Source organism: Novosphingobium sp. MBES04 (assembly GCF_000813185.1).
In the GTDB taxonomy this organism is placed as follows: domain Bacteria; phylum Pseudomonadota; class Alphaproteobacteria; order Sphingomonadales; family Sphingomonadaceae; genus Novosphingobium; species Novosphingobium decolorationis.
In genome coordinates, this window is record NZ_DF850488.1 from 1,845,387 (window position 1) to 1,871,986 (window position 26,600).

Consider the following 26,600-nt stretch of genomic DNA (forward strand, 5'->3'; position numbering starts at 1 on the left):
GGAGCGGGCTCCTTGAACTCAGTTTGAGAAGGGGGGATCGGTTCGGACCTATAGGGTTGAGCTTCTGCGCAATCCGAATTCCCAGAAATCGAAAAACAAGCCGAAAGATGAATCCGAGGGCCATCGCCCTCGGGCTCCCAGAATGGTGCGCCTCACCTTACGCGCGCCAGCAGAGCCTAGAAAGGTGAGGTCGCCGATTCTGGGGTCAAAGGGCGATAACCCCTTGAGAAGGTCATTTCCTCTTCTGCCTTTCATGGCTCTTGGGGCTGAACTCATGATCTTCAGATAGGAAAGCGGCCGCGAAGCTGCAAAGCTCGCGGCCGCTCGTGCAGTCCATTTCAGCGCCCGGAGGCGCCCAGATCAGGGACGTGCCTGTCCGGTTCCGCGCACCTGCCACTTGTAGGTGGTGAGGCCTTCCAGGGCGACCGGGCCGCGCGCGTGGAGGCGGCCCGTGGCGATGCCGATCTCGGCGCCTAGGCCAAACTCGCCGCCGTCGGCGAACTGGCTCGAGGCGTTGACCATGACGATCGCGCTGTCGACTTCGGCAAGGAAGCGTTCGGCAGCTTCGTCATCCTTCGTGATGATGACGTCGGTGTGGCCCGAGGAGTGCGCGGCGATGTGGTCGAGCGCCGCGTCGAGGCCGTCCACTATGGCGACCGAGGCGATGGCGTCGAGGTATTCGGTATCCCAGTCCGCCTCGTCGGCCGACAGGATGCGCGAGTCGAGCGAGCGGGCGCGGGCATCGCCGCGCAGTTCGCAGCCTGCCTCGATCAGCGCCGAGACGACTTCGGCCGAGCCGGGGAACTGCGCGTCGAGCAGCAGCGTCTCCATCGCGCCGCAGATGCCCGTACGGCGCATCTTGGCGTTGACGGCCACTTCCTTGGCGACCTTGGGGTCGGCGGCGGAGTGGATGTAGGTGTGGTTGATCCCGTCGAGGTGCGCGAGCACGGGGACGCGGGCGTCCGACTGGACGCGCGAGACGAGGCTCTTGCCCCCGCGCGGGACGATCATGTCGATAAGGCCGGCCGCCGTCAGCATGGCGCCCACGACCGCGCGGTCCTGGGTCGGCACGAGCTGGATCGCGGCGGCGGGAATGCCCGCCTCTTCCAGGCCCTTGGCAAAGGCGGCGCGGATCGCGTGGTTGGAATGCACCGCCTCGCTGCCGCCGCGCAGAAGTGCGGCGTTGCCCGAGCGCAGGCACAGCGCGGCCGCGTCCGCGGTCACGTTGGGGCGGCTTTCATAGATGATGCCGATGAGGCCGATGGGGATGCGCACGCGGCTCATCCTGAGGCCGTTGGGGCGGCTCGATTCCTCGATCACCGAGCCCACCGGATCGGGGAGCGAGGCGACCTGGTCAACCGCATCGGCGATCCCGGCCAGACGCTCGGCGTCGAGGCGCAGGCGGTCGAGCATGGCGCCCGAGAGGCCCTTTTCCTCGCCAGCAGCGATGTCCTTGGCGTTGGCTTCGAGAATTGCGGCTTCGTCCGCGCGCAGCGCCTTGGCGGCGGCGCGCAGGGCCTCGGCCTTCTGCGCATCGCTCATGCGGGCGAGCACGCGCTGGGCGGCGCGGCCGTCGGCGGCAATGCGGGCGACGAGGGCTTCGGGGGTTTCGACAGCGTTGCTGTCGGCGGAAAGAGTTTCAACTGTCATAGGGTGCGGCCTACCATCTGTATTGCAGTGTGTCACGGTCGCGCCCGGCAAGCAGGAGGCCCGATTGGCCCGCCTGCGCCGGTTTTTCTGCGTTCACCTATGGTTTGTACGAAGTGTACATTCATGAACGTGCAATCTTGAGCGCATTACTCAAACAAGGACTGGGAGCGCAAATGGTTCCTTCGGTTCATCGCTTTCGATGAACGGTTCACCCTGAAATGCGCATGGTGCGCGGCGGCTCGATTCGCCTTGTTAACCCTCCCCTGCTAGCCGGTCTGCCGGGGACTGGTAATAAGCCACAGCGTGGGGTCGTTTTGAAGCTTACATCTGTCAGGGCGCTATGGTCGCGCCTGCGGGCAGGCTTCCCGGATCGCGAATTTATCATGCGTTCTCAGGGGCATGTCCATTTCATCCGGATTTCGTCGCGGACCCAGATGGTCGCCGCGGGCGCCGCTGGTGCGCTTGCCACCGTCTGGCTCGGGTCGATGGGGGCCGTCGCAATCGAGCGCCTGAGCGCCTCGTCGCAAGAGGCCGAACTTCTCAGCCGTGAGGCCAGAGTCGCCCGCGCCGAGGACCGCGTCGAGAACTACCGCGATGGCATCGACGAGGTCGCCTCCGACCTCGCCCGCCGCCAGAAGTTCATCGAACAGATGGTCGAGGCGCACATCGGTGACCTCCCGCGCGACACGAAGGCTGGTGAAACCGTCTCCAACAGCGACGCGGAAGCCAAGCGCACCATCGAGAAGGTCAGCGCGGCCGTTCCCGAGGCAAGCGAACTGGCCCGTCTCGAAGCGCGCCAGCTCGCCTTTGTCGAGAATCTCACCCGCTATGCCGACCGCCGCGCCGAAAGCGCGAGTGCGGCGATCCGCAAGCTGGGCCTCAATCCCAAGACGATGGTGGCCAATGCTCCGGCAAGCCGCGCCTCGGCGCGCGGTGGTCCGCTGATCAAGCTCGCGACCCGCGCCGATGGAAGCGTTGATCCGCGTTTCCAGCGCCTGGGCGTCAGCCTCGCGCGGATGGATGCGCTGGAAAATGGCCTTGCCTCGATCCCGCAGGTGAAGCCCGCTTCGGTCGCCTATGTCTCGTCGAGCTATGGCTACCGCTCGGACCCGTTCACGGGCGGCGCTGCGTTCCACGCCGGGCTCGACTTTCCCGGACCGCTGGGCTCGCCGATCTACGCCGCGGCCAAGGGGAAGGTGACCTTCGTCGGGCGCCGCCACGGCTATGGCAACTGCATCGAGGTGCGTCACGGCAATGGCCTGATGACCCGCTATGCGCACCTTTCGCGTTTCAAGTCCAAGGTGGGCGACAAGGTGGAAGCCGGCTCGACCATCGCCCTGATGGGCAGCACCGGCCGTTCTACCGGCTCGCACCTCCACTTCGAAGTGCGCCTCAACGGAAAGCCGGTCAATCCACGTCCCTTCCTCGAGGCCTCCGCCCATGTTCAAAAGCAGTAAGGCCGATCCCATGCCCAAGCCCGTTGCCACCTCGCGTTCGAGCGGCTCCGCGACCTTTTCCGTGCTCGGCAGTGACACGCTCATCACCGGCGACATCGAGGCGAGCGCCGATCTGCATATCGATGGCCGAGTGACCGGCGACATCACCTGCGCCGCGCTGGTGCAGGGCGTCGACAGCGAGATCACGGGCGCGATCAAGGCGGACAGCGTGCGCATTTCGGGCACCGTGCGCGGCACTGTCGCCGCGCGCGAGATCGTCATTCTCGCCTCGGGCAAGATCGAGGGCGATGTGGCTTACGACACGCTGACGGTCGAGCAGGGCGCGCGTATCGAGGGACGCCTGGCACCCAACGGCGGCGGCATGGCGCCTGCGATCGGTGTCGTGGCGGACGACGTCAAGGACGCCGTTCCGGCTTGAAGCAGGTTCCGAGGGTCATCGCCCTCGGGCTCCCCAAACTGTCTGGCTCACGCCCCGCGCGCAGCGCGGTTGAGAAAGGTGAGGCCGCCCATTTTGGGGTCAAGGGGCGATGGCCCCTTGAATCAAAACCTTCTCTCCTAGTCTTACCAACGAAAAAGGCCCGCACTTTCGTACGGGCCTTTTTCGTATGCGGGTGTGCGGGGGACGGGCTTATTCGCCGCGTTCCTCGGCTTCGGCGGCGCGCTTGGCCTGGAGCCAGGCGGCGGCTTCGGCTTCCTGCGCGGCTTCGTTGGCGGCCTTGGCGGCGGCGTCACGTTCGGCGCGCAGTTCCTCGATGAGGGCCTGGCGGTCATCGACGAGGCGTTCGTCGGTCGCGCCTTCGTTCTCGATACCGGCCTTCTTGGCGGCCTTGAAGACCATCGCGTCCAGCTCGCGCTGCGAGCACAGGCCCAGCGTGACCGGGTCCTTGGGCGTGATGTTGGCGATGTTCCAGTGCGAACGGTCGCGGATTGCGGCGATGGTGTTGCGGGTCGTACCGATCAGCTTGCCGACCTGCGCGTCTGAGACCTCGGGGTGGTTGCGCAGGATCCAGGCAATGCCGTCGGGCTTGTCCTGGCGCTTGGACACCGGCGTGTAGCGCGGGCCCTTGGTGCGGCTGACGGTTACCGGTGCGCGGTGCATGCGCAGACGGTATTCCGGATTCGCCTGACCCTTCTCGATCTCTTCCATCGTCAGCTCGCCCGCGCGCACGGGGTCGCGGCCGGTGTACTTGGCCGAGGCCAGATCGTCGGCCATGGCCTGGACTTCAAGCATGTGCAGACCGCAGAAATCCGCGATCTGTTCAAACGAGAGCGCCGTGTTGTCGACCAGCCACGAGGCGGTCGCGTGCGGCATCAGCGGAGTGGGCTGGCTCATGTCTCTATCTCCGGCGGAAACAATAAGGGCCGCCCCTTCGCGGAGCGGCCGTACCGGCCCGACTTAGGTGAGTTTTGCGCGTTGGGCAAGGACTAGCGCCCGAATTGCGCGGAAAATCGGTGCCGGAGGGTCCGGATCGGAGTCAGAAGAGACCGCGCTGCGCGCGAGGGAGGCAGGGGAAGGGACAAGCCGAACTCACCTGTCCCCCGCATCCGCCACCGCCTATTCAGCCACCCATGCGTTCGCGCACGTTGCGGGCATCCTTCCAGCCCTCAAGCCGCTTTGCGAGATCCTCGTCGCCCTCGGGCAGGGTGATTTCGAGGCGGATAAGCTCGTCGCCGCGCGTGCCGTCCTTGCGGGTCATGCCCTTGCCCTTGAGGCGCAGGGTCTTGCCCGAGCTGGACCCGGCCGGCACCGTCAGCATGACCGCGCCGGACGCGGTGGGCGCGCGCACCTTGGCGCCGCTGAGCGCCTCGTCGAGGGTGATCGGCAGGTCGAGGCGCAGGTCGTCGCCGTCGCGCTCGAAATAGGGGTGGTGCGCGATGGAGATGGTGATGATCGCATCGCCCGCGCCGCCCGGACCCGGCTCACCCTTGCCCGAAAGGCGCATTTGGGTGCCGTCCTCGACCCCCTTGGGCAGCTTGAGGTCGATGGTCTTGCCGTCGGACAGGGTGATGCGCTGGTTGGCGAGTTCGGCCGCGTCGGTCAGCGAGACCGAGAGGCGGTAGTTGACGTTGGCGCCGCGCGGGGCCGAGCGCGAACGTCCGCCGCCAAAGCCGCCTCCCATTCCGCCACCCATGCCTCCGGGGCCGCCGCGCTGGCCGCCGCCGCCGAAGATGCCGCCGAACAGGTCCTCAAGGTCGATCCCGTCGTTTCCGCCGAAACCACCAAAACCGCCCGCGCCGCCGCCCATGCCGGACCGATGACCGCCGCCACCGCCGAAACCACCGGCCCCGAAGGGCATGGTAGGGTTTCCCTCCGCGTCGATCTCGCCGCGGTCGAACTGGGCGCGCTTTTCCTTGTCGGAGAGAAGGTCGTAGGCGCGGGTCACGTCCGAGAAGCGTTCGGCCGCCTTCGGGTTGTCCTTGTTCCGGTCGGGATGGAGCTCCTTGGCGAGCTTGCGGTAGGCGGACTTGATGTCCTTCTCGCTAGCGCCACGTGCGATGCCGAGAGTGGTGTAAGGATCTGTTGCCATAATGCCACTTAGCTAGGTTGTAGAGCGCGTTCCGACAAGTTCTTCGCGATGCTCGGGCGGTGCTTTTTCGTTTGCTGTGGCTGCAATACCCGCCCCGGACCTTCCCAGGTGCGGCGGGGCGGGCTATTCGGCGGCGCGAAGCGGCCACGTGCCGCCGATCAAGGTCGCTTCCCTGTACGGGTGTACCTTGCTGGCGACGTGGAGCCTACGGCCACAGCAACAGGACGAGATACGATGGAATCCGAACAGACCCGCGAAGTCATCCCCGATGGCGATCCCTTTGCCCTGTTCAGCGCCTGGTACGACGAGGCGCGCGGGACCGAGCCCAACGATTCCAACGCGATGGCCCTGGCAACGGCAACGCCCGACGGCGTTCCCTCGGTGCGTATGGTGCTCCTGAAGGGCCATGGCCCCGATGGCTTCGTGTTCTACACCAATGGCCACAGCCGCAAGGGCGGTGAGATCGCGGCGAACCCGCACGTTGCGCTGCTGTTCCACTGGAAGAGCCTGCGCCGCCAGATCCGCATCGAGGGAGCCCTGAGCCCGGTGACGCCGGCGGAAGCTGACGCGTACTTCCACTCGCGCCATCGCGATTCGCAGCTGGGTGCGGTGGCCTCCGACCAGTCCGCCCCGCTCGACAGCCGCGAGACCTTCCTTGCCCGCTACGAAGAGGTGCGTGCGCGCTTCGAGGGCGGCGAGGTCGAACGTCCGGCGCACTGGGGCGGCTACCGCGTGGTGCCTGTCGCCATGGAGTTCTGGCAGGACCGTCCCTACCGTCTCCATGAACGCCGCCGCTTCGAGCGGGTGGGCGAGGGGCCCTGGTCGAGCACGCTGCTCTACCCCTGATGTCTCTGGTTTCGATGGGAATTGATTCATGAGCGATGGACGCAGCCAGGTCCGCGCAATGCTGACCCGCAGTGCGGCGTTCGCCAGTATCGCGGCGGCGCTGTTTCTGCTCGTGCTCAAGATCTGGGCGGCGATCACCACCGATTCGACTGCGATGCTGGGCAGTCTTGCGGACACCACGCTCGATCTCGTCGCCAGCCTGGCGACACTGCTGGGCGTGTGGATCGCCGCGCAGCCGGCCGACGACAAGCACCGCTTCGGGCACGGCAAGGCCGAGGCGATCACCGCGCTGTTCCAGATCGTGCTGATCGTCATCTCGGCGCTGGGCATCGCGGCGCGCGCCGTCGAGCGGCTGCTCGTGGGCAACGAGGTGCAGGCCGCCGAGCAGGGCATCGGCGTCTCCATTGCGGCCATCGTGGTGACGATTGCGTTGCTGGCCTGGCAGCGCCACGTCATCCGCCGCACTGGCAGCCTCGCGATCACCACCGACAGCGTGCACTACCAGTCGGACCTGTTTCTCAACCTCGCGGTGATCGTGGGCCTGGTGCTTGAAACCTATGTGGGGCTTGCGGGCGCGGATGCGGTGTTCGGCTTCGGCATCGCGGCCTGGCTCGCCTATGGGGCCTGGGGCGCCTCGGACGAGGTGCTCGACCAACTCATGGACCACGAGTGGCCCGAGGAGAAGAAGCAACGCTTCCTCCAACTTCTGGCGACGTTTCCGGACATCAGCGGGGTCCACGACCTGCGCACCCGGACCTCGGGCGACAAGGACTTCGTGCAGTTCCATATCTGGGTCGACCCGCAGATGACCGTGCGCGAGGCGCACCGGGTGATGGACGGGATCGAGCACCGCCTCGAAGCCGACTTCCCCGGCGTGGAGATCCTCATCCACACCGATCCCGATGGCCTGGTCGATGAGAAGGGCGAGGCAGGACGCGACGTGCTGCCGCCGATCCGCGTTGGGTTGGAGCAGGACGTGAAGCTTTAGAAGTTGATATTCTTCAAGGGGTCATCACCCCTTGACCCCCAAATGGTCGACCTCACCTTGCGCAGCCAAGCTGGCGCGTGGGAGGTGAGGGTGACGATTTTGGGAGCCCGAGGGCGATGGCCCTCGGAATCGTCTTTCCTGCTCTGTGAACTGTTACTTCCCGCCCGGAAACAACGCCAGAAGCGCTCCGATGCGCTCGTGCACGGCGCGTTCCTGGTTGGGTGGCTGCGGCCCAGGCGCACCACGGTGAGGAGCTGTTCGGGTGAGCTTACGACGTACTGGCCGTACTCGCCCAGGCACGCGAAGACGTCGGCCGGTGCGGTGGCGGGCCAGAGCCTTGCGGTTTCACCGGGAGGCGCGGTGTTGAGCCAGACCCCGGCGCCGTAGGCGGCGTTGCGCGGGCTCGGCTCGCGCATGAAGGAGATCCAGCGGCGTGGCAGTATCTGTGCGCCAGCGACCGAACCACGGTGGCGCAGGAACTCGGCGAGCTTGGCCCAGTCGCGCGCGTTGGCGTGAATCATGCCCGAGCCGGTCAAGGTGCCCGCCCGGTCAAACCCGGCCTGGGTCGATTCCATGCCGATGGGGGTCAGAACGCGGCTTTGCAGGTAGCCCATGACCGCGGCGCGGCGCGCTTCGGGTGATCCGTCGGGGGCGAGGACCCGTGCGGCAAGATCGGCGAGGATGATCGCGTTCGCGCCCGAATCCGCGAAAGTCTGGCCCGCAGGGGACTCGAGCGGCTGTGCCTCGGCGTAGGCGGCCATGTCGTCGCGCCCGTCGAGGTAGAGGAGGCGCATCGCATCGGACTGCTCCGCGATGCCGCCTTCGCGCCCCGGGCGGCCTTTGGCAAAGCGCAGGCCCGAGCGCATCTGGAGAAGTTGGCGCAGCGTCACTTCGCCGCGCGGATCGCCGGGCCGGCGCCATTCGGGGACAGGCGCGGATTCGTTGAGGCGCAGGCGTCCGTCGCTGACGAGCTGGCCGATCATCAGGCTGGTGAGGCACTGGCCCGCGCTCCATCCCGGCAGGCGCGTCGTGTCGGAGATACCGGGGCCATAGCGCTCGGCGATGACCGACCCGCGCTTCATGATGACAAGCGCGTGCGTCGGGCCGACCGCATCGGTGTTGAACAATCCGTCGATCGCCCGGCCGAGTTCGGCGTGGGGGGCCCCGCCGTCGTTGGCGATGGCGGCTTCGGCCTCGGTGCTGGGCGGGGGCGGGCCCTCGCTCGCGGGTTCTCCACAGGCCCACAGGCTTGGCAGGGCCAGCAGCGGGAGGATAAGGCGGATCGGATGCACCGGCATGACGCGCGGTGTAGTGTGCGAGAAGATCGGGAATGGCAACACCGCCCAAATCGGGAGCCGGGGACAAGCTGCGGCAGGCCTGGCAGCAGCGGCAGGCGTCGGGAGGGCTTGGGCGCGGGCGCGCCCCGGACGGACAGGCTGCTTCCGGGGCTGCGCGTGCGCGTCACGCCGCGCGCCAGCCTTCGCGCTGGCTGCGTAACCTGGTGGTCCTTGCGCTGCTGGTGGGGGGCGGGCTCCTGGCCTGGCAGTGGGCGGACCTGCGCGAGCGGACACGTATTGGCGGCGCCTATGCCGCGCGGCTCGGCTGCGTGTGCCGCCATGTCTCGCAGCGCGATCTCAAAAGCTGCGAGGCCGACCTCGCGGTGGCCCCGCTTGGCGGCATCGCGGGGCGCGTCTGGTTGAGCGAGGATACCGAGACGCGCAGCGTCAGCGCCGGGCTACCGCTGCTCGGCTACCAGAGTGCGCGCTACGACAGCCGCCATGGCTGCCGTCTCGAACCCTGGGACGAGTGATCGAGTGATCCGACGCGTTGCTCAGAGCGGGGTGGCGGGCGTGGTGTCCTCGATCCAGCCTCCGCCGACCACGCGCTCGCCCGCATAGATCACCGCGGCCTGTCCCGGCGCGACGCCGTATTCGGGATTGGCGAAGCGCAAGGTGGTCTCCGCGCCCTCGCCGAGCGGACCTTCGAGCGTGACGGGCACGGGCTTGGCCAGCGAACGGACCTTGGCGGTGAGCGGCACCCCCTCGGGGAGGGGGCCGATGCGGTTGGTCTCGATGATCCGGGCCGAGGCGACCGCCAGCAGATGGCGCGGGCCGACAAGGACCCGGCGCGAGGGCGCATCGATCCCCACCACGTAGAGCGGTTCGGGCTGGCCGCCGATCTCGAGCCCCCGGCGCTGGCCTACGGTGTAGTGGATGACGCCCTGGTGCGATCCGAGGACCGCGCCGGTCTCGACATGGACGATGTCGCCGGGCGCGGCTCCCTCGGGACGGACCGAGCGCACGATCTTGGCGTAGTCGCCGTCGGGCACGAAGCAGATGTCCTGGCTGTCGGGCTTGTCTGCGACCCGCAGGCCCGCCGCTTCGGCGAGGCGCCGTGTCTCGGTCTTGGGAAGGCCGCCGAGGGGAAAGCGCAGGAAGTCGAGCTGGGCCTCGGTCGTGCCGTAGAGGAAGTAGCTCTGGTCGCGCGCCGGGTCGGCCGCGCGGTGCAGTTCGGAGCCCGCCGGACCTTCCACGCGGCGCACGTAATGGCCGGTCGCGAGGCAATCGGCGCCAAGGTCCCGGGCCATCTGCAGGAGGTCGGTGAACTTGGGCCCCATGTTGCAGCGGATGCAGGGGATGGGGGTGCGGCCGGCGAGGTAGTCGTCGGCGAAACGGTCGACGACCTCTTCGCGAAACGCGCTCTCGTGGTCGAAGACGTAGTGGGCGATGCCGAGGCGGTCGGCGACCGCGCGCGCGTCGCGAATGTCGTCGCCGGCACAGCACGCGCCCTTGCGGCCCGTGGCTGCGCCGTAGTCGTAGAGTTGCAGCGTGATGCCGATGGTCTCGGCGTCGGTGGCTGCGGCCAGCGCGGCGACGACCGAGGAATCGACGCCGCCCGACATGGCCACGACGATGCGGCGCGCCGAGAGCGGCGCGGGCAACTGGAACAGGTCGGCCGGATCGAGGCCGTTGAAGAGATTTGCGTCAGGGGACATGGGCAGCGCTCATACAGCGCCTTGTCGCGAATTCCTACCCGATCGGCGCGAAGGCAGGGCCATTGGGATCGCACCAGGCCTGTCATTAATCTTCCATTGACCATGTGAGCCCTATCCTGCCGCCATAAGCCGGGTCGTTTCGGTGTGGTCCTGCCTTGGCGCGACGGGAAGGTTGCCTGCGCCGAAGGGCTCCTTGACTGGCCATGTGCGTCGGGCCGGAGGTGCGGGAGGCAGGAATGACGATGCAACTTAATGAACTCTCGAACTTTTCCTACTTGATGAAAGCCCCCAAACGCCCCGTGGAAAATCCTTAACAAGAGTCCCTAATGCTCGTTAACCGTACTGCTTCAAGCAATGGCAAGTCCGCATGGACAAAGAGAGGCTCACCACCGGCTCCAGCAAAACCGGTGGGCGAGGGCTAAGATGATCGAAAATCAGAAAATCAGACCCGCGCAGGTAATCGGGCCACTGGGTGAACCGCTCACTCTCGAGTCGCTTCCCCCCGCCAATACCACGCGCTGGGTCGTGCGCCGCAAGGCCGAGGTCGTGGCCGCCGTCAATGGCGGTCTGTTGACCATCGACGAAGTGTGTGAACGTTACCAGCTGACGCTCGAGGAATTCGCCTCCTGGCAGCGGGCCGTGGATCGCTCTGGAATGCAGGGGCTGCGCGTCACGCGCATCCAGCACTACCGCGATCTCTACGAGCGCCAGCAAAAGTACTGATCACCCCCCGATCAGTTCCGCGGGACCGACAAACGGCGACGAACCTTCCGGGTTTGTCGCCGTTTTTCTATGCCTGTTGTTTTCATGCCGTTGAACGAGGCGAGAAGTCGTTGGTCGATCCGGGGGCGTATCTGGCGCCAGATCGCGTTGCCACCCGTCGTAGGCACACGTATACGTCAGGATCAGGGATTAACGGCCATGATCCGGGCCGTGCGGGGCGATGCGTGACCTTGCACGGGAAACTGGGGGACCTGTGAGGGTGCCGGGACGATGCGGCCAGTGCGGTGACGGAATGAATTACACGAGCAAGTTGGACAAGGATCGCGCCGAAGTCGTGAGCAAGGAGGACCTGGGCGCACAGACGGGCGCGGACGGGGCTTTCGAGGCGCACGAGGCGCAGACGCAAGGACCGGAAAAAGGCTCCTCGCGGCTGATCTGGCTTGGCGTTGCCGGGGCTTTCGTGCTCATCGTGGGAATCTGGTTCTACCTCCACAGCGGTTCGGAAACCGGCCCGGTCGAGGCGGCACAGGTGCCGGTCGTGACCGTCGTCAAGCCGGGCCGCTCGACCGTCGTGGGCACGATCACCGCCACCGGATCGCTCGCCGCGCGCCGCGCCATGCCGATCGGTTCGGTGGGTGAGGGCGGGCAGGTGCGCAGCGTCCTCGTCGAACCGGGCGACTGGGTGAAGGCCGGCCAGGTGCTCGCCGTCGTCGACAGTTCGGTGCAGGTCCAGCAGCAGGCCAGCCAGGCCGCGCAGATCAAGGCCGCCCAGGCCGACGCGCGCCTCGCCCAGTCCAATCTCGACCGCGCGCTCCAGCTGGTCGATCGCGGTTTCATCTCCAAGGCCGACGTCGACCGCCTCACCGCCACGCGCGACGCCGCGCTGGCCCAGGTCGAACTGGCCCGCGCTTCGCTGCGCCAGCTTCAGGCCCAGGCCGCGCGCCTCAACATCGTCGCGCCCGCCGCCGGGCTCGTGCTTGAACGCAATGTCGAGCCGGGCCAGGTCGTGGGCGGCGGCTCGAGCGTACTGTTCCGCCTTGCCAAGGGCGGCGAGATGGAACTGCTCGCCAATCTCAGCGAGGACGACCTGGCGCGCGTGCGCGTCGGTGCGCAGGCCGAGGTGACTCCGGTCGGCTCGGAGCGCGCCTTCACCGGGCAGGTCTGGCAGGTCTCGCCGATCATCGACCCGACCTCGCGCCAGGGCACCGCGCGCATCGCGCTGGCCTATGACCGCGCGCTGCGTCCGGGGGGCTTTGCCAGCGCCACGCTGACCAGCGGCACCGTGGTGGCGCCGATGCTTCCGGAATCGGCGATCCAGAGCGATGCCGAGGGCAGCTTTGTCTATGTCGTGGGCAAGGACAACAAGGTGGCGCGGCGCGGGGTCGAAACCGGGCTCGTCACCGCTGATGGCATCGTCATCTCCAAGGGCCTTGCCGGCACCGAGACGGTCGTCCTGCGCGCCGGTGGCTTCCTCAATCCCGAGGACACCGTCGAGCCGCGCATGGCCAAGACCGCGGACTGACGCGTCGGGCAGGGACAGACATGAACTTTCGCAACATCTCGGCCTGGTCGATCCGCAACCCGATCATTCCGATCGTCTTCTTCATCGGCCTGATGATCGCGGGGATGGTCTCGTTCGGGCGCATGAACGTCAACAACATGCCCGATGTGGATTTCCCGGGCGTGGTCGTGCGCATCAGCCAGCCCGGCGCCGCGCCGACCGAGATCGAGACCCAGATCACCCAGATCGTCGAGGGCGCCGCCCGCTCGATCAGCGGGGTCGAGGAGATTGAATCCAACGCCTCGGAAGGCAGCTCGGTCACCTTCGTGCGCTTTGCCATCGGCACCGATGCGGACGTGGCCACCAACCAGGTGAAGAACGCGGTCGATCAGGTGCGCGGCGACCTGCCTGACGGCATTCTCGAACCGCAGATTTCCAAGGTCGAAGCGGGTGGCGGGGGGACCCTTGCAGTCTTCGCGGTCAGCGCCGATGACATGACCATCGAACAGCTGAGCTGGTTCATCGACGATACCGTTTCCAAGAACCTGCTTTCGGTCCAGGGGCTTGCCTCGGTCAGCCGCAACGGCGGCGTGGACCGCGAGATCCGCGTCGTGGTCGATCCCGACAAGATGATCGCCTTTGGCGTGACCGCGCGCGACATCAACACGGTGCTGCGCCAGGTGAACACCGATGCGGCGGGCGGCGAGGCGGAAATTGCCGGTTCGCGCCAGTCGGTGCGCGTGCTGGGCAATGCCGACAGCGCCTACGACCTTTCGCAGACGCGCATCAACCTGGGCAATGGCCGCCAGGTCAAGCTTTCCGATGTTGCCAAGGTCTACGACGGCTATTCCGAGCGCTACCGCATGGCCAAGCTGCGCGGGCGCGAGGTCGTCACCTTCAGCTTCGACCGCGCCATCGGCGCCTCGGATGTCGCGGTCTACGACGGCGCGATGGAAAAGCTCGACGCGATCCGCAAGGCCAACCCGTCGGTCCACTTCACCCGCCTGTTCTCGCAGGTGGACTACACCCGCGAGCAGTACACCAGCTCGATGGAGATGCTGGTGGAGGGCGCGGTGCTGGCCATCGTCATCGTCTACCTGTTCCTGCGCGACTGGCGCGCGACCTTCATCGCCGCCATCGCCATCCCGCTTTCCGCGATCCCGACCTTCTGGTTCATGGATCTCATGGGCTTCACGCTCAACTTCCTCTCGTTGCTCGCGCTGAGCCTGGTGGCCGGTGTCCTTGTCGATGACGCCATCGTCGAGATCGAGAACATCGTGCGCCACATGCGCATGGGCAAGAGCGCCTACCAGGCCTCGATCGACGCGGCCGACGAGATTGGCCTCGCGGTTGTCGCCACCACCTTCTCGATCGTGGCGGTGTTCTTCCCCGTCGGCATGATGCCGGGCATTTCGGGGCAGTTCTTCAAGGCCTTCGGTCTTACCATCGTCGTGGCCGTGCTGATCAGCCTTGCGGTCGCGCGCATGATCACGCCGATGGTCGCGGCCTATTTCCTGAAGTCGCATGGCCATGCCGAGCATGGCGGCGGGCGGATCATGGACCTTTACGTGAAGATCCTCGCCTGGACGCTCGACAGCCGCGAGGCGCTGCGCCGCAAGGCCGCGCTGGTGCGCCCGGAGCATGGCCGCTGGTATGCGCTCCCGGCCGTGGCGCTGCTCTTTGTGCTCCTCCTTGCCGGTATTGCGGGGGCCGTCGCCGCGTTCCAGGCGCTGGCCGCAGGCGTGGCCGCGCTGGGGCTTGGCAACAGCGCGCAGGTCGTCCTGCCCTCGCTGATTGCGCCGCTGGCGGTCCCGCTCGTGATCTTCGGGCTTGGCAAGGTGTTCCGACTGGTCTGGGGGCTCATGGGCACCTTTGGCCAGTGGTACCGCTACTGGCATGACCGCGTGGCCGCGCGCACGCGCGATCACCGCTTCTACGCCTTCCTCGCCGGTGTCTACGCGCTGGTGGTGACCTTCGCGTTGCTGCTGGGCCTGCCGCAGGAGTTCATGCCGGCCAACAACTCCGACACGAGCCGGGTCAATATCGAGATGGTGCCCGGCACCACGCTCGAGCAGACCGAGGCCGTGGCCGACGAGGTGACCCACATCATCGAGGCGCAGTCCGAGGTGGAGCTGGTCATGGCCGCCTCGCGCGAGGGTGAGGCGACGCTCTACATCACGCTCAAGCCTGCCGATAAGCGCGATGCGACCAGCATCGAGTTCGAACGCCGCCTGGCGCCCGAACTGCAGCGCATCCCCGATGCGCGCGTGAGCTTTGCCACCCAGTCGGGCGGCTTCGGGTCGGGCCGCGACATCTCGGTCATGCTGTCGGGCAGCGATTCCGACCAGCTCAACGAGACCGCACAGATCCTGGTCGACCAGATGCGTTCGATCCCGGGCGTCGTCGCGCCGCGTATCGCGGCCGACCTCCAGCGCCCTGAACTTGTCATCGTGCCCCGGCTCGACCTCGCCGCCCAGCTTGGCGTGACCACCACTGCGCTCAGCCAGACGATCCGAATCGCGACCCTGGGCGAGATCGACCAGAACGCGGCCAAGTTCTCGCTCTCGGACCGGCAGGTGCCGATCCGCGTGGTGCTCGACCGGGATTCGCGCCGCGACTTCTCGACCATCGAGAACCTGCCGGTGACGACCAGCGCAGGGGGCAGTGTTCCCCTGAAGCGCGTGGCTGAAATCCGCTTTGGCGCAGGTCCGACCGAGATCGCGCGCTACAACCAGGCGCGCCGCGTCTTCGTTGGCGCCGACCTTGGACCCGGGCAGATCAAGGGCACGGTGATGGAGGCGATCCAGCAGTTGCCGATCATGCAGAACCTGCCGATGGGCGTCTCCAACGCGCCGGTGGGCGAGGACCAGTGGCAGGCCGAGATGATCACCAACTTCATCATCGCGGTCATCAGCGGCATTTTCCTCGTCTTCGCGGTGCTGGTACTGCTCTACAAGCGCTTCGTCTCGCCGCTGGTGAACATGGCCTCGCTCCTCCTGGCGCCGCTCGGCGGCCTGCTGGCCATCGCGATCCGGGGGGAACCGATCTCGATGCCGGTCTTCATCGGCATTCTCATGCTGCTGGGCATTGTCGCCAAGAACTCGATCCTCCTCATCGATTTCGCGATCGAGGAAATGCACCGGGGCGTGGAGAAGGTGACCGCGATCATCGATGCCGGGCACAAGCGCGCGCAGCCGATCGTGATGACCACCGTCGCAATGACGGCGGGCATGGTGCCGACCGCGCTGTCGATCTCGGGCGACGGGGCCTTCCGCGCGCCGATGGGCCTCGTGGTGATCGGTGGGCTCCTCCTTTCCACCCTGCTTACTCTGGTAATTGTGCCCGCAGCCTTTAGCCTTGCCGATGGTTTCGAGAAGCGGATCGGACCCAAGCTGCGCACGACGCTGCTGACGTTCGAGCCGCACCATGCCGAGGAGGCGCACGCCCGTTCGCAAGGGGGGACCGCGCTTCCCGCCGAATAAGGGAAAGGCGCGTAGTTTTGGCGCAGGACAGTACATTCAGGGAGATCGGCGTCGGCATTGGCGCCGGTATTGACAAGGCCGACAGGGCGCGCCGCATGCGCCTCTTCGCGACCGGTCTCCTCCTGACCATGGCCGCGCTGTTCCTGGCGCTTCACCGCCTGCACGGGCTCTTTCCCGCCTGGGACACGCCGCTGGGCTACGCCATCGCCTTTACCGAGGCGGCGATGGTGGGTGGGATGGCGGACTGGTTTGCAGTCACCGCGCTCTTTCGTCGGCCGCTGGGCCTGCCGATCCCGCACACCGCGATCATCCCGGAGAACAAGGACCGGATCGCCGATTCGATGGCGCGCTTCCTGCGCGAGAATTTCCTGACCCCGCAGGTCGTCGCCCGGCGCCTGCAGGGCTTCAACTTTGCCGCGAGCCTGGGCGGTTTCCTCGGCGATCCGACGCGGGGCGAGAATCCGAGGATCCGGGCGGGCGCGGCCAATCTCCTTGCCGATGTGCTGGAATCGCTCGACCCCGAGCAGATGGGAGGCATGGTCAAGACCGGCCTCAAGTCCCAGCTCGCGCGGATCGATGCCGCGCCGCTCCTTGCCCAGATGCTCGAGAACGCGATTGCCGACCAGCGCCACCTGCCTGTCCTGGAGGCGATGCTGCGCAAGGTGGGAGAGGTGATCGAGGCCAACGAGCCGATGATCCGCGAGATGATCCACGCGCGCGCCAACACGATCATGCGCTGGACCGGCCTTGATGAGCGCCTTGCCAACGGGGTCCTCGACGGAACCTACCGCCTTCTTGCCGAAATTATCGTGCAGCCCGACCATCCCTTGCGTGGCAAGGTCGACGAGGCGCTGACGGCCCTCGTGCGGGACTTGCGCAGCGATCCCGAAATGCAGGCGCGGGTGGCGCGCATCAAGGCCGAACTGCTGGCCAATCCGGCGCTGGGCGCCTGGATAGAGGCGATGTGGGAGCGGGGCCGCACCGCCCTGCTCGAAGCCATGCGCAACCCCGAGGCCGCGCTCTCCAGCTCGCTCGGCGCGACGCTGGGGCAGGGGCTTGGCCAGCTGGGCGCGGCGCTCGGCGGCGACGCGCGCCTGCAGGTCATGGTCAACCGCTTTGCCCGCCGCACGCTTGTCGGTGTGAGTGCGCGCTACGGCAGCGAGATCGTGCGGCTCGTCTCCGAGACGGTGAAGCGCTGGGACGCGCAGACGGTGTCGGCCCGGATCGAGGGGGCTGTCGGCCGCGACCTCCAGTTCATCCGCATCAACGGAACCTTGGTGGGCGGCCTCTTCGGCCTTGCCATCCATACTGTGGAGCGCTTTCTGTGAGCCAGGAGCCGTGGCCCGAGGGGCTGACCGCGCCCCTCCTTACCACCACGCGCTTTGAATTGTGGCAGCCGCGGGTGGGGGATCTGGCGGCGCACATGGCGCTGCTCGCCGATCCGGAGGTGACGCGTTATCTCGCGCCCACGCCCCCCGACCCGGAAAAGCACATGGAGCGTCTGATCCGCCATGCCGAAAGCTGGCTCCAGCACGGCTATGGGCTCTTCGCGGTGCGCCCGCATGGATCGGAGGCGATGATCGCGAGCTGCGGCCTGTTTCACTCCAACCGGGGCTTCGGCAAGGGGTTCGACGATGCCACCGAGGCGGGCTGGATCGTGGCGCGCGACTGGTGGGGCCAAGGCGTTGCGCGCGAGGTCATGGAGGCGAGCCTCGCCTGGTTCGAGGAACGCCATGGCCCGCGCCGCATGGTCTGCATGATCGAGGAGGGCAACCTTGCGTCCGAGCGTCTTGCCGCTGCGCTGGGCTTTGTCGCCTACGGCCGCAAGGAGCCCGACGCCGAGGACCCGGTCGCGCTCAACCTTTACGAGCGTCAGCCCAAGGTTGGACTGTCGTAAGCTAGTTGATCCGGAAGAGGGTGGTGGTCGCCCAATAGCTTGTCACGGAAGATCCATCGGCAAGACGGGCCGGTTCGAACGTCACGCCTGCGATGCGTTCGCAGACCAGGTCATCGAAACGCGCATCGTTCTGGGAGAGGGGGACGCGGCATCCCTGCACCTTCCCTTGCGGATCAATCGTCAGGACTACGTTAACGCGTGCCTGTGCCCCTTTTCGGGCGAGATCGCGTGGATAGTGCTGCGCCAGTTGTCGAGCTATACCCGAGATATCCAGGGGCCTGGGGGTGGTTTCGACCTGGTCTTGAACAGCAGGGTCAATTCCCCATCGGCTGAGCAGATCGCGCGCGCATTTACGAAGTGCGTTGAGGGGCTTGTCGAGAGAGCCGGTTTCGAAGGTGAGCGTGCGCGGGCCAAGGTCGATATCGAGCCGCTCGATTTCAGCGGAAACGGGACGCACGTAGTGCGGATTGGGCTCTTTCCCCTTGGCAAGCGCGCGGGCACGCTGGGCCGCATCCATACGGTCGAATTCGGCATGATCGAGAGCGATCTGTGTGCTGAACAGGAGGGAGTTGTAGGTGTCATCGACCTTCGCTGCAATTGCATCGGCTTCGTACGCAGGGAAGGGGGCAAAGGCGACTTTGATGTCCCGGTGCGGCAGGTTGAGCTTGGCCGGGCCCCCGGTGAGCTGGATCTGGTACTTGGCGTCAGGCGTAAAGGTCATGAAGCGCAGGAGGACGCCTTCGTCGCCTTCGCCGTAAATGCGTTGCAGGACGCAGGCGTTGTCGGCCCAATCCACGTTCCACGGCGAGGAGGCTTCCAGAACGAAGGTGTCCGGCTTCGCCTGAGCGCCCTGCGCCGTCAGCAGCCCACAAACCGCCGCGATGGCCCAACCCGTTCTGCGCATCTCGATATCCCCCTATCCAGTTGACCAAGACTGGCATGAGGCAGGGTAGGGGGCAAGACTCTTGCGGGGAAGCAATGTCGCGTCGATCTACGAAAAAGCCCCCGCCGGGCCGGAGCCTGGCGGGGGCTTTCCAAACTTTCGGGCCGAGGCCTCAGAGCTTGCCGGTAAGTTCCGGCACCGCGTCGTAGAGGTCGGCGACAAGACCGATGTCCGCGACCTGGAAGATCGGGGCGTCCTCGTCCTTGTTGATGGCGATGATGGTCTTGGAGTCCTTCATGCCCGCAAGGTGCTGGATCGCGCCCGAGATGCCGACCGCGATGTAGACTTCGGGAGCCACGATCTTGCCGGTCTGGCCGACCTGGTAGTCGTTGGGGACATAGCCCGCATCGACCGCCGCGCGGCTGGCACCGACGGCTGCGCCGAGCTTGTCGGCGAGCGGCAGGATGGTGGCCTCGAAGGTGTCCGCGTCCTTGAGGGCACGGCCGCCCGAGACGATGACCTTGGCGCTGGTGAGCTCAGGGCGCTCGCTGGTCGCGATCTCCTGGCCCACGAAGCTGGAGAGACCCGCATCGCCCTTGCCCGAGACGGCCTCGACGCTGGCCGAACCGCTCTCGGCATCGGCCTTTTCGAAGGCGGTGCCGCGCACGGTGATGACGAGCTTGGCGTCGGTGCTCTCGACCGTGGCGATCGCGTTGCCGGCATAGATCGGACGGGTGAAGGTCTTCTCGCCCTCGACCGAGAGGATGTCCGAGACCTGCATGACGTCGAGCAGGGCGGCGACGCGCGGCGCGATGTTCTTGCCAGTGGTCGTGGCGGGCGCGAGGAAGGCGTCGTGATCGCCCATCAGCTCGACGATGAGCGGGGCGACGTTCTCGGCGAGACCATGCTCGTAAGCCGCGTCGTCGGCGAGGTGCACCTTGGCGACGCCGGCGATCTTGGCGGCTTCGTCGGCGACGGCCGCGCAGCCTGCGCCTGCAACGATGAGGTGAACTTCACCCAGCTTTGCAGCGGCGGTGACCGTGGAGAGCGTCGCGTCCTTGACGGCGGCGTTGTCGTGTTCGACCCAAACAAGCGTCTTCATTACGCGACTCCCATTTCCTTGAGCTTGGCGACAAGCGCATCGACGTTCTCGACCTTGATGCCGGCGCTGCGCACCGGCGGCTCGGCGACCTTGAGCGTCTTGAGGCGCGGCGCGATGTCGACGCCGTAGTCGGCGGGCGTCTTGGCATCGAGCGGCTTCTTCTTGGCCTTCATGATGTTGGGCAGCGAGGCGTAGCGCGGCTCGTTCAGGCGAAGGTCGGTGGTGACGATGGCGGGCATCGCGAGCTTGACGGTCTCGAGACCGCCGTCGACTTCGCGGGTGACGGCCACGCTATCGCCCTCGACCACCACCTTGGAGGCGAAGGTGCCCTGCGGACGGCCGAGCAGGGCCGCGAGCATCTGGCCGGTCTGGTTGGAATCGTCGTCGATCGCCTGCTTGCCCAGGATCACGAGGCCCGGGTTCTCTTCCTCGACCACGGCCTTGAGGATCTTGGCGACCGCGAGCGGCTCGACTTCCTCGTCGGTGGCGACATGGATCGCGCGGTCCGCGCCCATCGCCATGCCCGTGCGCAGGGTTTCGGCGGCCTTGGCCGGGCCGATCGAGACCACGATGACCTCTTCGGCGTTGCCCGCTTCCTTGATCTGCAGCGCTTCCTCGACGGCAATCTCGTCGAAGGGGTTCATGCTCATCTTCACGTTGGCAAGGTCCACGCCGGACCCGTCCGCCTTTACCCGCGGCTTCACATTGTAGTCGATCACCCGCTTCACGGGCACGAGGATTTTCATGAGAATATGTCCTCTCAAACTCTGCTGCAGGGCTGTTTAGCCATGCGATTAAATTGCGCGGTGGATGCCATCGCGCCCCACGCTCAAGACGTCAACCCCCGCAATTGTTCCATCGCCCCAAGAGGGGCTTTAGTCGCGCCGGGGCAATTGGCCCGCGAAGTGCATGAGGAGGTCTGCTCCCGGCGTACAGAGCGGGGCCGGGCCCTGTTCGAAGGGCAAAAAGAAAGCGGCGGGAGCCCGAGGCCCCCGCCGCTTTGCATGTCGTATCGGTGCCTGTGGCGCCGATCAGGCCGCCTGAACTTCGGCGACGATCTTCTTGGCCGCATCGCCCAGGTCGTTGGCCGGAACGATCGGCAGACCCGAGTTGGCGAGGATGTCCTTGCCCTGCTGCACGTTGGTGCCTTCAAGGCGAACCACGAGCGGCACGCCCAGATTCACTTCCTTGGCCGCGGCCACGATGCCCTCGGCAATGACGTCGCACTTCATGATGCCGCCGAAGATGTTCACGAGGATGCCCTTCACGTTGGGATCGCCGAGAATGATCTTGAACGCCGCGGTCACCTTTTCGGTGGTGGCGCCGCCGCCCACGTCGAGGAAGTTGGCGGGGAACGAGCCGTTGAGCTTGATGATGTCCATGGTCGCCATGGCAAGCCCTGCGCCGTTCACCATGCAGCCGATGTCACCATCGAGCTTGATGTAGGCAAGGTCGTACTTCGAAGCTTCGATCTCGGCCGGATCTTCCTCGGTCTCGTCGCGCAGTTCGCGCACGTCGGGGTGACGGTACAGCGCGTTCGAATCGAAGCTCATCTTGGTGTCGAGGACGAGCAGCTGGCCGTCGGCGCTTTCCACCAGCGGGTTGATCTCGAGCATGTCGCAGTCGAGGTCCATGAAGGCCTCATAGATCTGCTTGGCGATCTTCTGCGCCTGCTTGTTGAGATCGCCGGTCAGCTTGAGACCGAAGGCGACGGCGCGGCCGTGGTGGGGCTGGAAGCCTTCGGCCGGGTCGATCGTGATCGTGGTGATCTTTTCCGGAGTCGAGTGGGCGACTTCCTCGATGTCCATGCCGCCTTCGGTCGAGGCGATCATCGCGACGCGGCCGGTGGCGCGGTCAACGAGCATCGAGAAGTAGTATTCCTTGGCGATGTCGACGCCGTCGGTCACGTAAAGGCGGTTGACCTGCTTGCCAGCATCACCCGTCTGAATGGTGACGAGGGTGTTGCCGAGCATTTCCTTTGCGAATTCCTCGACCTCGTCGATCGACTTGGCGAGGCGCACGCCGCCCTTGGCGTCGGGGCCGAGTTCCTTGAACTTGCCCTTGCCGCGGCCACCGGCGTGAATCTGCGCCTTGACGACGTAGAGCGGTCCGGGGAGCTGCTTGGCGGCGGCAACGGCTTCTTCGACGGTCAGGGCGGGGATGCCGGCGGGGATGCCCACGCCGTACTTCGCAAGCAGTTCCTTGGCCTGATATTCGTGAATGTTCATCGGTCAGTCGCTTTCTGCTGGAGTTTCCTCGAAGGAGGGCGCGAATGGTGATTTTTGCAACGCCGCCTAAGCATATCCCTGCGCGCTTGAAAAGGCCTCTAAGGCTCCGCATGACGTGGGAAATGGACATCCGGGCGACTTTGTCGGCAAATCGCGAGGGAGTTTCGGCATAATGCGAAGCAATATCAATAGATCGACGCCGGAGGGCTTCCCGCGATGATCGACCGCGCACGTCTCGAAGCGATCGTGCGCGAGGCCGGGCGTATTGCGCTTGCGGCTTGGCCGGGCGACGGACACGTCCTTGCGCACTGGGAAAAGGACCCGGGCAGTCCGGTCAGCGCCGCCGACCTCGCCGTGGATGCCTATCTGAAACGCGAACTGCGCGCGCTGCTGCCCGCTGCGGGATGGCTGAGCGAGGAGACGCTCGACAGCGGCGCGCGCTGCGCACAGGACCTGGTCTGGCTGGTCGATCCCATCGACGGCACGCGCGACTTCATCGGCGGGCGCGATGGCTGGGCTGTGTCCGTGGCGCTGGTCAACCGCCACCGTCCGCTCTTCGGCTATCTCTACGCGCCCGCGCGCCGGCGCGCGGAAGGCGGGGAGTTCTGGAAAGGTGAACTGGGGCAGGGCGCCACGCGCAACGGCATCCCTCTCACGGCGAGCGCACGTCCCGCCCTGGCGGGGGCGCGGGTGCCTGCGCGCAAGCTCGCGCCCGAAGACGCGGATCTGTTGCGCATCGAGCAGCCCAACTCGATCGCGCTGCGCATGGCGATGGTCGCGGCCGACGAGGCGGACCTGCTGGCCACGCTGCGCTGGGGGTTCGAATGGGACATTGCGGCCGCTGGGTTGATTGCCCGCGAGGCGGGCGCGGCCGTGACCGATGCCTTCGGCAAGCCGCTCAACTACAACAAGCACGATCCGCGTGCCTTCGGCGTCCTGTGCTGTTCGAGCGCGATGCACGGCGAGGCGGTGGCCCGCCTCGCCGACCGGGCCGCGCGTTACTCGGCGTAAGCCTGGGGGGCGTGGCTCTCGTTCGAGGCCCGCCACAGCTCGCGCATCTGGCGAAGACCCGCATCTTCCTGAGGCTGGATCACGCTCGGGGCGAGCTGGGGAAAGACGCTCTCCGGTTCGCTGGTCGCCGGTGCCTTGGCAGAGTGCGCTGCGGCCACAGAGAGCAGCGTCGATTTCAGTTCCTCGGCGCCGCAGGGCCAGGGCAGGTAGGCGCCCGCACCCTTCAGGAGCGCTGCGGAACGGCGCTGCGGGCTCGCGTCGGCCGAGAAGGCAACGAAGGGTAAGTCCTTCTGGTGCATCTTGAGGAGGCGGCACAGAGAATCGACGGTGCCTCCGGAATCCTCGACCAGCAGGACGGCATCCCTTGGCCAATATTGTGTAAGCTCCGAATAATGTTCAAGTGGAATTACGTAACTTGCTAGATTTGTCAGCTCATATGCGATTCGCGCGCGCCGATGAACATCGCCGTCTATCAATACAACCTGCGCTCTTTCCACTTTCGCCTCCATACTCAAAATAATCTCTCTCAATAAATTTCATAAAATCAGGAATGAATTGAGTTCGTATTTCACGTAATGGATGACCAATGGTGATTTGAGTTTAGGTGTGATTACTAGGAGGTCGGCCCGTATGGAGGAGGAAGGGCTAGTTAAGCGTCAATCTGGTGGAAAAATAACAAGAAGCGAGAGATGGTGGGTGAGTCAGGCGCAACTGGAGCCTGATTCCTTAGGCCCTGAAAAGCGTGCCTGTTGCGCATTGTGCAACCACATTCGCCGTTTCGTCATTTGCCCGTATCCGGGCTTGCACCTAAAGAGGAAGGGCCTTTCAGGCATCCTCTCCCAAATGAACTAAAACGGCCGGTCCGACATGGACCGGCCTTTTTTTTGCCCTGCGCAGGCGAAGATGAAGAGGCGCGCGCGATGAGCGCGCACGCCTGGTATGTCGGAGGATCAGTTCGCCGAGCGGGCGTCCTCGGTCGTGACCGGGGTGATCTTGATTTCCACGCGGCGATTGAGCGCACGGCCCTCGGCGGTGGTGTTGTCGGCGACGGGGTAGTCCTCACCCATGCCCTGGGTCTGCAGACGGGCCGATGCGACGCCGCGGCCGATCAGGTAGCGCGCGACCGAATCGGCGCGGCGCTTGGAAAGGTCGAGGTTGTAGCTGGCCGCGCCCGTCGAATCGGTGTGGCCGTAGACGTCGACGAGGCTGTTGGGATACTCGACCATCGACTGCGCGACCTTGTCGAGCGAGCTCTGGAACGAGGGGCTGATCGCGGTCGAATCGACGGCGAAAGTCACGTCGGGCAGGTTGACGAGAATGCCGTCGCCTTCCTGCGTCACGTCGATGCCCGAACCCGCGGTGTCTTCCTTCAGCTCCTTGATCTGCTTGTCCATCTGGTAGCCGACCACGCCGCCTGCGACGCCGCCAATGCCTGCACCGACAATACGTGCGGTCTTGCCGCCGATGACGCTGCCCAGAAGGTAGCCGAGGCCCGCACCGCCGGCACCGCCGATGGCCGTGCGCGACACCTTGCGCTCGCCCGTGTTGGGATCGGTGACACAGGCCGAGAGGCCCACCAGCGAAAGAGCGGCCGCTGCACTGACGATCAAACGCGATTTTTTCATAACGATGCCTTTCCTAGATCCGCATGCCTGCAGGAGGTCTGTGCTGTCGTGCACATTAATCCGTCCTGTCCACCTTGCCCACAACGAACAATGGGTCAGGGTGTTCCGCAGGCGGGGCCAAAGACATTTTTGGCAGGGCGAGGGCACGCAACCGCTTCGCGCCGCCGTCGAACTCTGCTAGCGCTGATCCATTGTGACGCCATTTCCCTGGACCGACCTTCTCGTCATCGTTGGGCTGATCCTGCTCAATGGCCTTTTCGCCATGTCCGAGCTCGCGATCGTGTCGGCGCGTGTCCCGCGCCTGCAGGTCAGTGCGGACAAGGGCAATGCGGCGGCCCGGACCGCGATCGCGCTGGCGCAGGACCCGGGCAAGTTCCTCTCCACCGTCCAGATCGGCATCACCCTCATCGGCATCGTCGCGGGCGCCTATTCGGGCGCGAGCCTGGGCGGTCCGGTGGGCGAGCGTCTGGCCATGCTGGGCGTGCCTGCGGCCTATGCCGACGAAGTGGGCTTTGCCCTCGTGATCGTGGCGACGACTTACGCCAGCCTGGTGGCGGGGGAGCTGGTCCCCAAGCAGCTCGCGCTGCGCGCGGCCGAGCCGGTCGCCATCGTGATGGCCCTGCCGATGGCCTGGATGGCGCGCATCATGGCGCCGTTCGTGTGGCTGCTCGACCGCTCCTCAGGCTTGATCCTGCGCCTTCTGGCGATCCGTGGCGGCGCGCAGGAGCGGCTGACCTCTGAGGAACTCCAGATGATCTTTGCCGAAGCCACCCGCTCAGGCGTGATCGAGGAAGAGGAGCGCGCGATGATGGCGGGCGTCATGCGTCTGGCCGACCGTCCGGTGCGCGAATTGATGACACCCCGCAACCAGCTCGACTGGATCGTTCTCGACGCCACCGAGGAGGAACTGCGCGCACGGATCGAGGAGACACCGCACTCCCTCCTGCCCGTGGCGCAGGAGGAATCGCGCGACACTATCGTTGGTGTCCTCAAGGTGCGCGAAGTCCTCGCTGCGCTGGTCGCAGGCGAGCGCGTCGATATCGCGACCATGATGACGCGCGCCGAAGTCATTCCCGACCAGCTCGACGCCATGGACGCGCTGCGCAAGCTCCAGAGCGCGCCCGTGGCGATGGCCTTCGTCCACGACGAATACGGGCACCTGGAAGGCATCGTGACACCCACCGACGTGCTTGAGGCGCTGGTGGGCAACTTCGCCAGCCATCAGGACGTGGGCGACGCGCCGCTGGTGATCGACCGGGAGGACGGCTCGATGCTCGTCTCGGGCGCGATGCCGGCCGATGCGCTGGCCGACCGACTTGCCATGACGCTGCCCGAAGACCGCGAATTCGCGACGGCGGCGGGCTATGTCCTCGCCGTCCTCAAGAAGGTGCCGGGTGAGGGCGACCACTTTACCGAGCAGGGCTGGCGTTTCGAGGTGGTCGACATGGACGGCCTCAAGATCGACAAGATCCTCGTCCAGCGGCAGGGCGACGAGGCGGAAGGCGACGGCGTCACCGGCGAGGGGTGAGATGCCACCAGAAGCAGCTTTCCGAGGGCCATCGCCCTCGGGCTCCCCAAACTGTCGAGCGCACCTTACATGCCTAGCCTTGATTCAGGCGGCGTGGGCAGATTCGTACCTCGGGCTTCGCCCCATGACGGACATTCATCAAACCAAACGATATTT

Annotated in this window: 23 protein-coding genes; 12 read left to right on the forward strand and 11 right to left on the reverse strand. The window is 66.1% G+C overall.

Going from position 1 to position 26,600, the window contains the following annotated elements:
* Positions 1 to 360: 360 nt before the first annotated feature.
* Positions 361 to 1,650, reverse strand: a complete 1,290-nt coding sequence (locus tag MBENS4_RS08090; protein ID WP_039389987.1) for a glutamate-5-semialdehyde dehydrogenase — start codon at positions 1,648 to 1,650, stop codon at positions 361 to 363.
* A gap of 383 nt (positions 1,651 to 2,033) precedes the next feature.
* Here MBENS4_RS08090 and MBENS4_RS08095 point away from each other — a divergent pair, with 383 nt between their 5' ends.
* Entirely contained in the window at positions 2,034 to 3,107 is a 1,074-nt protein-coding gene (locus MBENS4_RS08095; protein ID WP_084592005.1) for a M23 family metallopeptidase, read from the forward strand.
* Between the two features lie 10 nt (positions 3,108 to 3,117).
* Positions 3,118 to 3,525: a bactofilin family protein gene (locus MBENS4_RS08100; RefSeq protein WP_039389992.1), complete on the forward strand. Its 408-nt coding sequence runs from the start codon at positions 3,118 to 3,120 to the stop codon at positions 3,523 to 3,525.
* A gap of 210 nt (positions 3,526 to 3,735) precedes the next feature.
* Here the strand turns inward: MBENS4_RS08100 and MBENS4_RS08105 are convergent, their stop codons facing one another.
* Together MBENS4_RS08105 and MBENS4_RS08110 are read right to left on the reverse strand one after the other, a co-directional pair.
* Positions 3,736 to 4,440, reverse strand: a complete 705-nt coding sequence (locus MBENS4_RS08105) for a DUF1013 domain-containing protein (RefSeq protein ID WP_039389995.1) — start codon at positions 4,438 to 4,440, stop codon at positions 3,736 to 3,738.
* Between the two features lie 226 nt (positions 4,441 to 4,666).
* The gene (locus MBENS4_RS08110) at positions 4,667 to 5,635 is read right to left on the reverse strand and encodes a DnaJ C-terminal domain-containing protein (RefSeq protein WP_039389998.1); all 969 of its coding nucleotides are present in this window, start codon (positions 5,633 to 5,635) and stop codon (positions 4,667 to 4,669) included.
* Positions 5,636 to 5,869: 234 nt separating this feature from the next.
* Between MBENS4_RS08110 and pdxH the strand changes: the two genes are divergently transcribed.
* Both pdxH and MBENS4_RS08120 read left to right on the forward strand, forming a co-directional pair.
* Positions 5,870 to 6,481, forward strand: a complete 612-nt coding sequence (gene pdxH, locus MBENS4_RS08115; protein WP_039390000.1) for a pyridoxamine 5'-phosphate oxidase — start codon at positions 5,870 to 5,872, stop codon at positions 6,479 to 6,481.
* Positions 6,482 to 6,509: 28 nt separating this feature from the next.
* Complete coding sequence (locus tag MBENS4_RS08120) at positions 6,510 to 7,469, forward strand: cation diffusion facilitator family transporter (RefSeq protein WP_039390002.1); 960 nt, start codon at positions 6,510 to 6,512, stop codon at positions 7,467 to 7,469.
* On the opposite strand, the gene MBENS4_RS08125 is transcribed toward MBENS4_RS08120, so the two are convergent.
* A complete protein-coding gene (locus MBENS4_RS08125; RefSeq protein WP_242404836.1) occupies positions 7,466 to 8,767 on the reverse strand; it encodes a serine hydrolase domain-containing protein in 1,302 nt (433 codons plus the stop codon). The genes MBENS4_RS08120 and MBENS4_RS08125 overlap by 4 nt on opposite strands.
* 32 nt (positions 8,768 to 8,799) lie before the next feature.
* On the opposite strand from MBENS4_RS08125, the gene MBENS4_RS08130 reads away from it, so the two are divergent.
* Positions 8,800 to 9,279: a hypothetical protein gene (locus MBENS4_RS08130; protein WP_242404837.1), complete on the forward strand. Its 480-nt coding sequence runs from the start codon at positions 8,800 to 8,802 to the stop codon at positions 9,277 to 9,279.
* 21 nt (positions 9,280 to 9,300) lie between these two features.
* Here MBENS4_RS08130 and mnmA read toward each other — a convergent pair whose 3' ends face one another.
* On the reverse strand, positions 9,301 to 10,464 hold the full coding sequence (mnmA, locus tag MBENS4_RS08135; protein WP_039390004.1) for a tRNA 2-thiouridine(34) synthase MnmA: 1,164 nt from the start codon (positions 10,462 to 10,464) through the stop codon (positions 9,301 to 9,303).
* A gap of 423 nt (positions 10,465 to 10,887) precedes the next feature.
* Here mnmA and sciP point away from each other — a divergent pair, with 423 nt between their 5' ends.
* From sciP to MBENS4_RS08160, 5 genes are all read left to right on the forward strand, one after another.
* Complete coding sequence (gene sciP / locus MBENS4_RS08140; RefSeq protein ID WP_039390007.1) at positions 10,888 to 11,187, forward strand: CtrA inhibitor SciP; 300 nt, start codon at positions 10,888 to 10,890, stop codon at positions 11,185 to 11,187.
* A 292-nt stretch (positions 11,188 to 11,479) separates the two neighbouring features.
* A complete protein-coding gene (locus tag MBENS4_RS08145; RefSeq protein WP_039390009.1) occupies positions 11,480 to 12,709 on the forward strand; it encodes an efflux RND transporter periplasmic adaptor subunit in 1,230 nt (409 codons plus the stop codon).
* Between the two features lie 20 nt (positions 12,710 to 12,729).
* Positions 12,730 to 16,170 carry an efflux RND transporter permease subunit gene (locus MBENS4_RS08150; RefSeq protein ID WP_039390010.1) on the forward strand — a complete coding sequence of 1,147 codons (3,441 nt, stop codon included), beginning with the start codon at positions 12,730 to 12,732 and terminating at the stop codon, positions 16,168 to 16,170.
* Positions 16,171 to 16,265: 95 nt separating this feature from the next.
* Complete coding sequence (locus tag MBENS4_RS08155) at positions 16,266 to 17,498, forward strand: DUF445 domain-containing protein (RefSeq protein WP_039392015.1); 1,233 nt, start codon at positions 16,266 to 16,268, stop codon at positions 17,496 to 17,498.
* Complete coding sequence (locus MBENS4_RS08160; protein WP_242404838.1) at positions 17,495 to 18,067, forward strand: GNAT family N-acetyltransferase; 573 nt, start codon at positions 17,495 to 17,497, stop codon at positions 18,065 to 18,067. The genes MBENS4_RS08155 and MBENS4_RS08160 overlap by 4 nt, the downstream gene beginning before the upstream one ends.
* A 1-nt stretch (position 18,068) precedes the next feature.
* Here the strand turns inward: MBENS4_RS08160 and MBENS4_RS08165 are convergent, their stop codons facing one another.
* The 4 genes from MBENS4_RS08165 to sucC all read right to left on the reverse strand — a co-directional run bounded on the left by MBENS4_RS08165 (position 18,069) and on the right by sucC (position 22,280).
* Positions 18,069 to 18,971 (reverse strand): TonB family protein, encoded by a 903-nt coding sequence (locus MBENS4_RS08165; protein ID WP_039390012.1) that lies wholly within the window; start codon positions 18,969 to 18,971, stop codon positions 18,069 to 18,071.
* A gap of 151 nt (positions 18,972 to 19,122) precedes the next feature.
* Positions 19,123 to 20,052 carry an electron transfer flavoprotein subunit alpha/FixB family protein gene (locus tag MBENS4_RS08170; RefSeq protein WP_039390013.1) on the reverse strand — a complete coding sequence of 310 codons (930 nt, stop codon included), beginning with the start codon at positions 20,050 to 20,052 and terminating at the stop codon, positions 19,123 to 19,125.
* Complete coding sequence (locus tag MBENS4_RS08175) at positions 20,052 to 20,798, reverse strand: electron transfer flavoprotein subunit beta/FixA family protein (protein ID WP_039390014.1); 747 nt, start codon at positions 20,796 to 20,798, stop codon at positions 20,052 to 20,054. Before MBENS4_RS08175 ends, MBENS4_RS08170 begins: the two co-directional genes overlap by 1 nt.
* 285 nt (positions 20,799 to 21,083) lie before the next feature.
* A complete protein-coding gene (gene sucC / locus MBENS4_RS08180) occupies positions 21,084 to 22,280 on the reverse strand; it encodes an ADP-forming succinate--CoA ligase subunit beta (protein WP_039390015.1) in 1,197 nt (398 codons plus the stop codon).
* A gap of 216 nt (positions 22,281 to 22,496) precedes the next feature.
* Here sucC and MBENS4_RS08185 point away from each other — a divergent pair, with 216 nt between their 5' ends.
* The gene (locus tag MBENS4_RS08185) at positions 22,497 to 23,291 is read left to right on the forward strand and encodes a 3'(2'),5'-bisphosphate nucleotidase CysQ (RefSeq protein ID WP_039390016.1); all 795 of its coding nucleotides are present in this window, start codon (positions 22,497 to 22,499) and stop codon (positions 23,289 to 23,291) included.
* Here the strand turns inward: MBENS4_RS08185 and MBENS4_RS08190 are convergent.
* Positions 23,279 to 23,590 carry a hypothetical protein gene (locus MBENS4_RS08190; RefSeq protein WP_039390017.1) on the reverse strand — a complete coding sequence of 104 codons (312 nt, stop codon included), beginning with the start codon at positions 23,588 to 23,590 and terminating at the stop codon, positions 23,279 to 23,281. The genes MBENS4_RS08185 and MBENS4_RS08190 overlap by 13 nt on opposite strands.
* A 651-nt stretch (positions 23,591 to 24,241) precedes the next feature.
* Positions 24,242 to 24,916, reverse strand: a complete 675-nt coding sequence (locus MBENS4_RS08195) for an OmpA family protein (protein ID WP_039390019.1) — start codon at positions 24,914 to 24,916, stop codon at positions 24,242 to 24,244.
* 193 nt (positions 24,917 to 25,109) lie between these two features.
* Between MBENS4_RS08195 and MBENS4_RS08200 the strand changes: the two genes are divergently transcribed.
* Positions 25,110 to 26,444, forward strand: a complete 1,335-nt coding sequence (locus MBENS4_RS08200) for a hemolysin family protein (RefSeq protein WP_039390022.1) — start codon at positions 25,110 to 25,112, stop codon at positions 26,442 to 26,444.
* Positions 26,445 to 26,600: the final 156 nt, after the last annotated feature.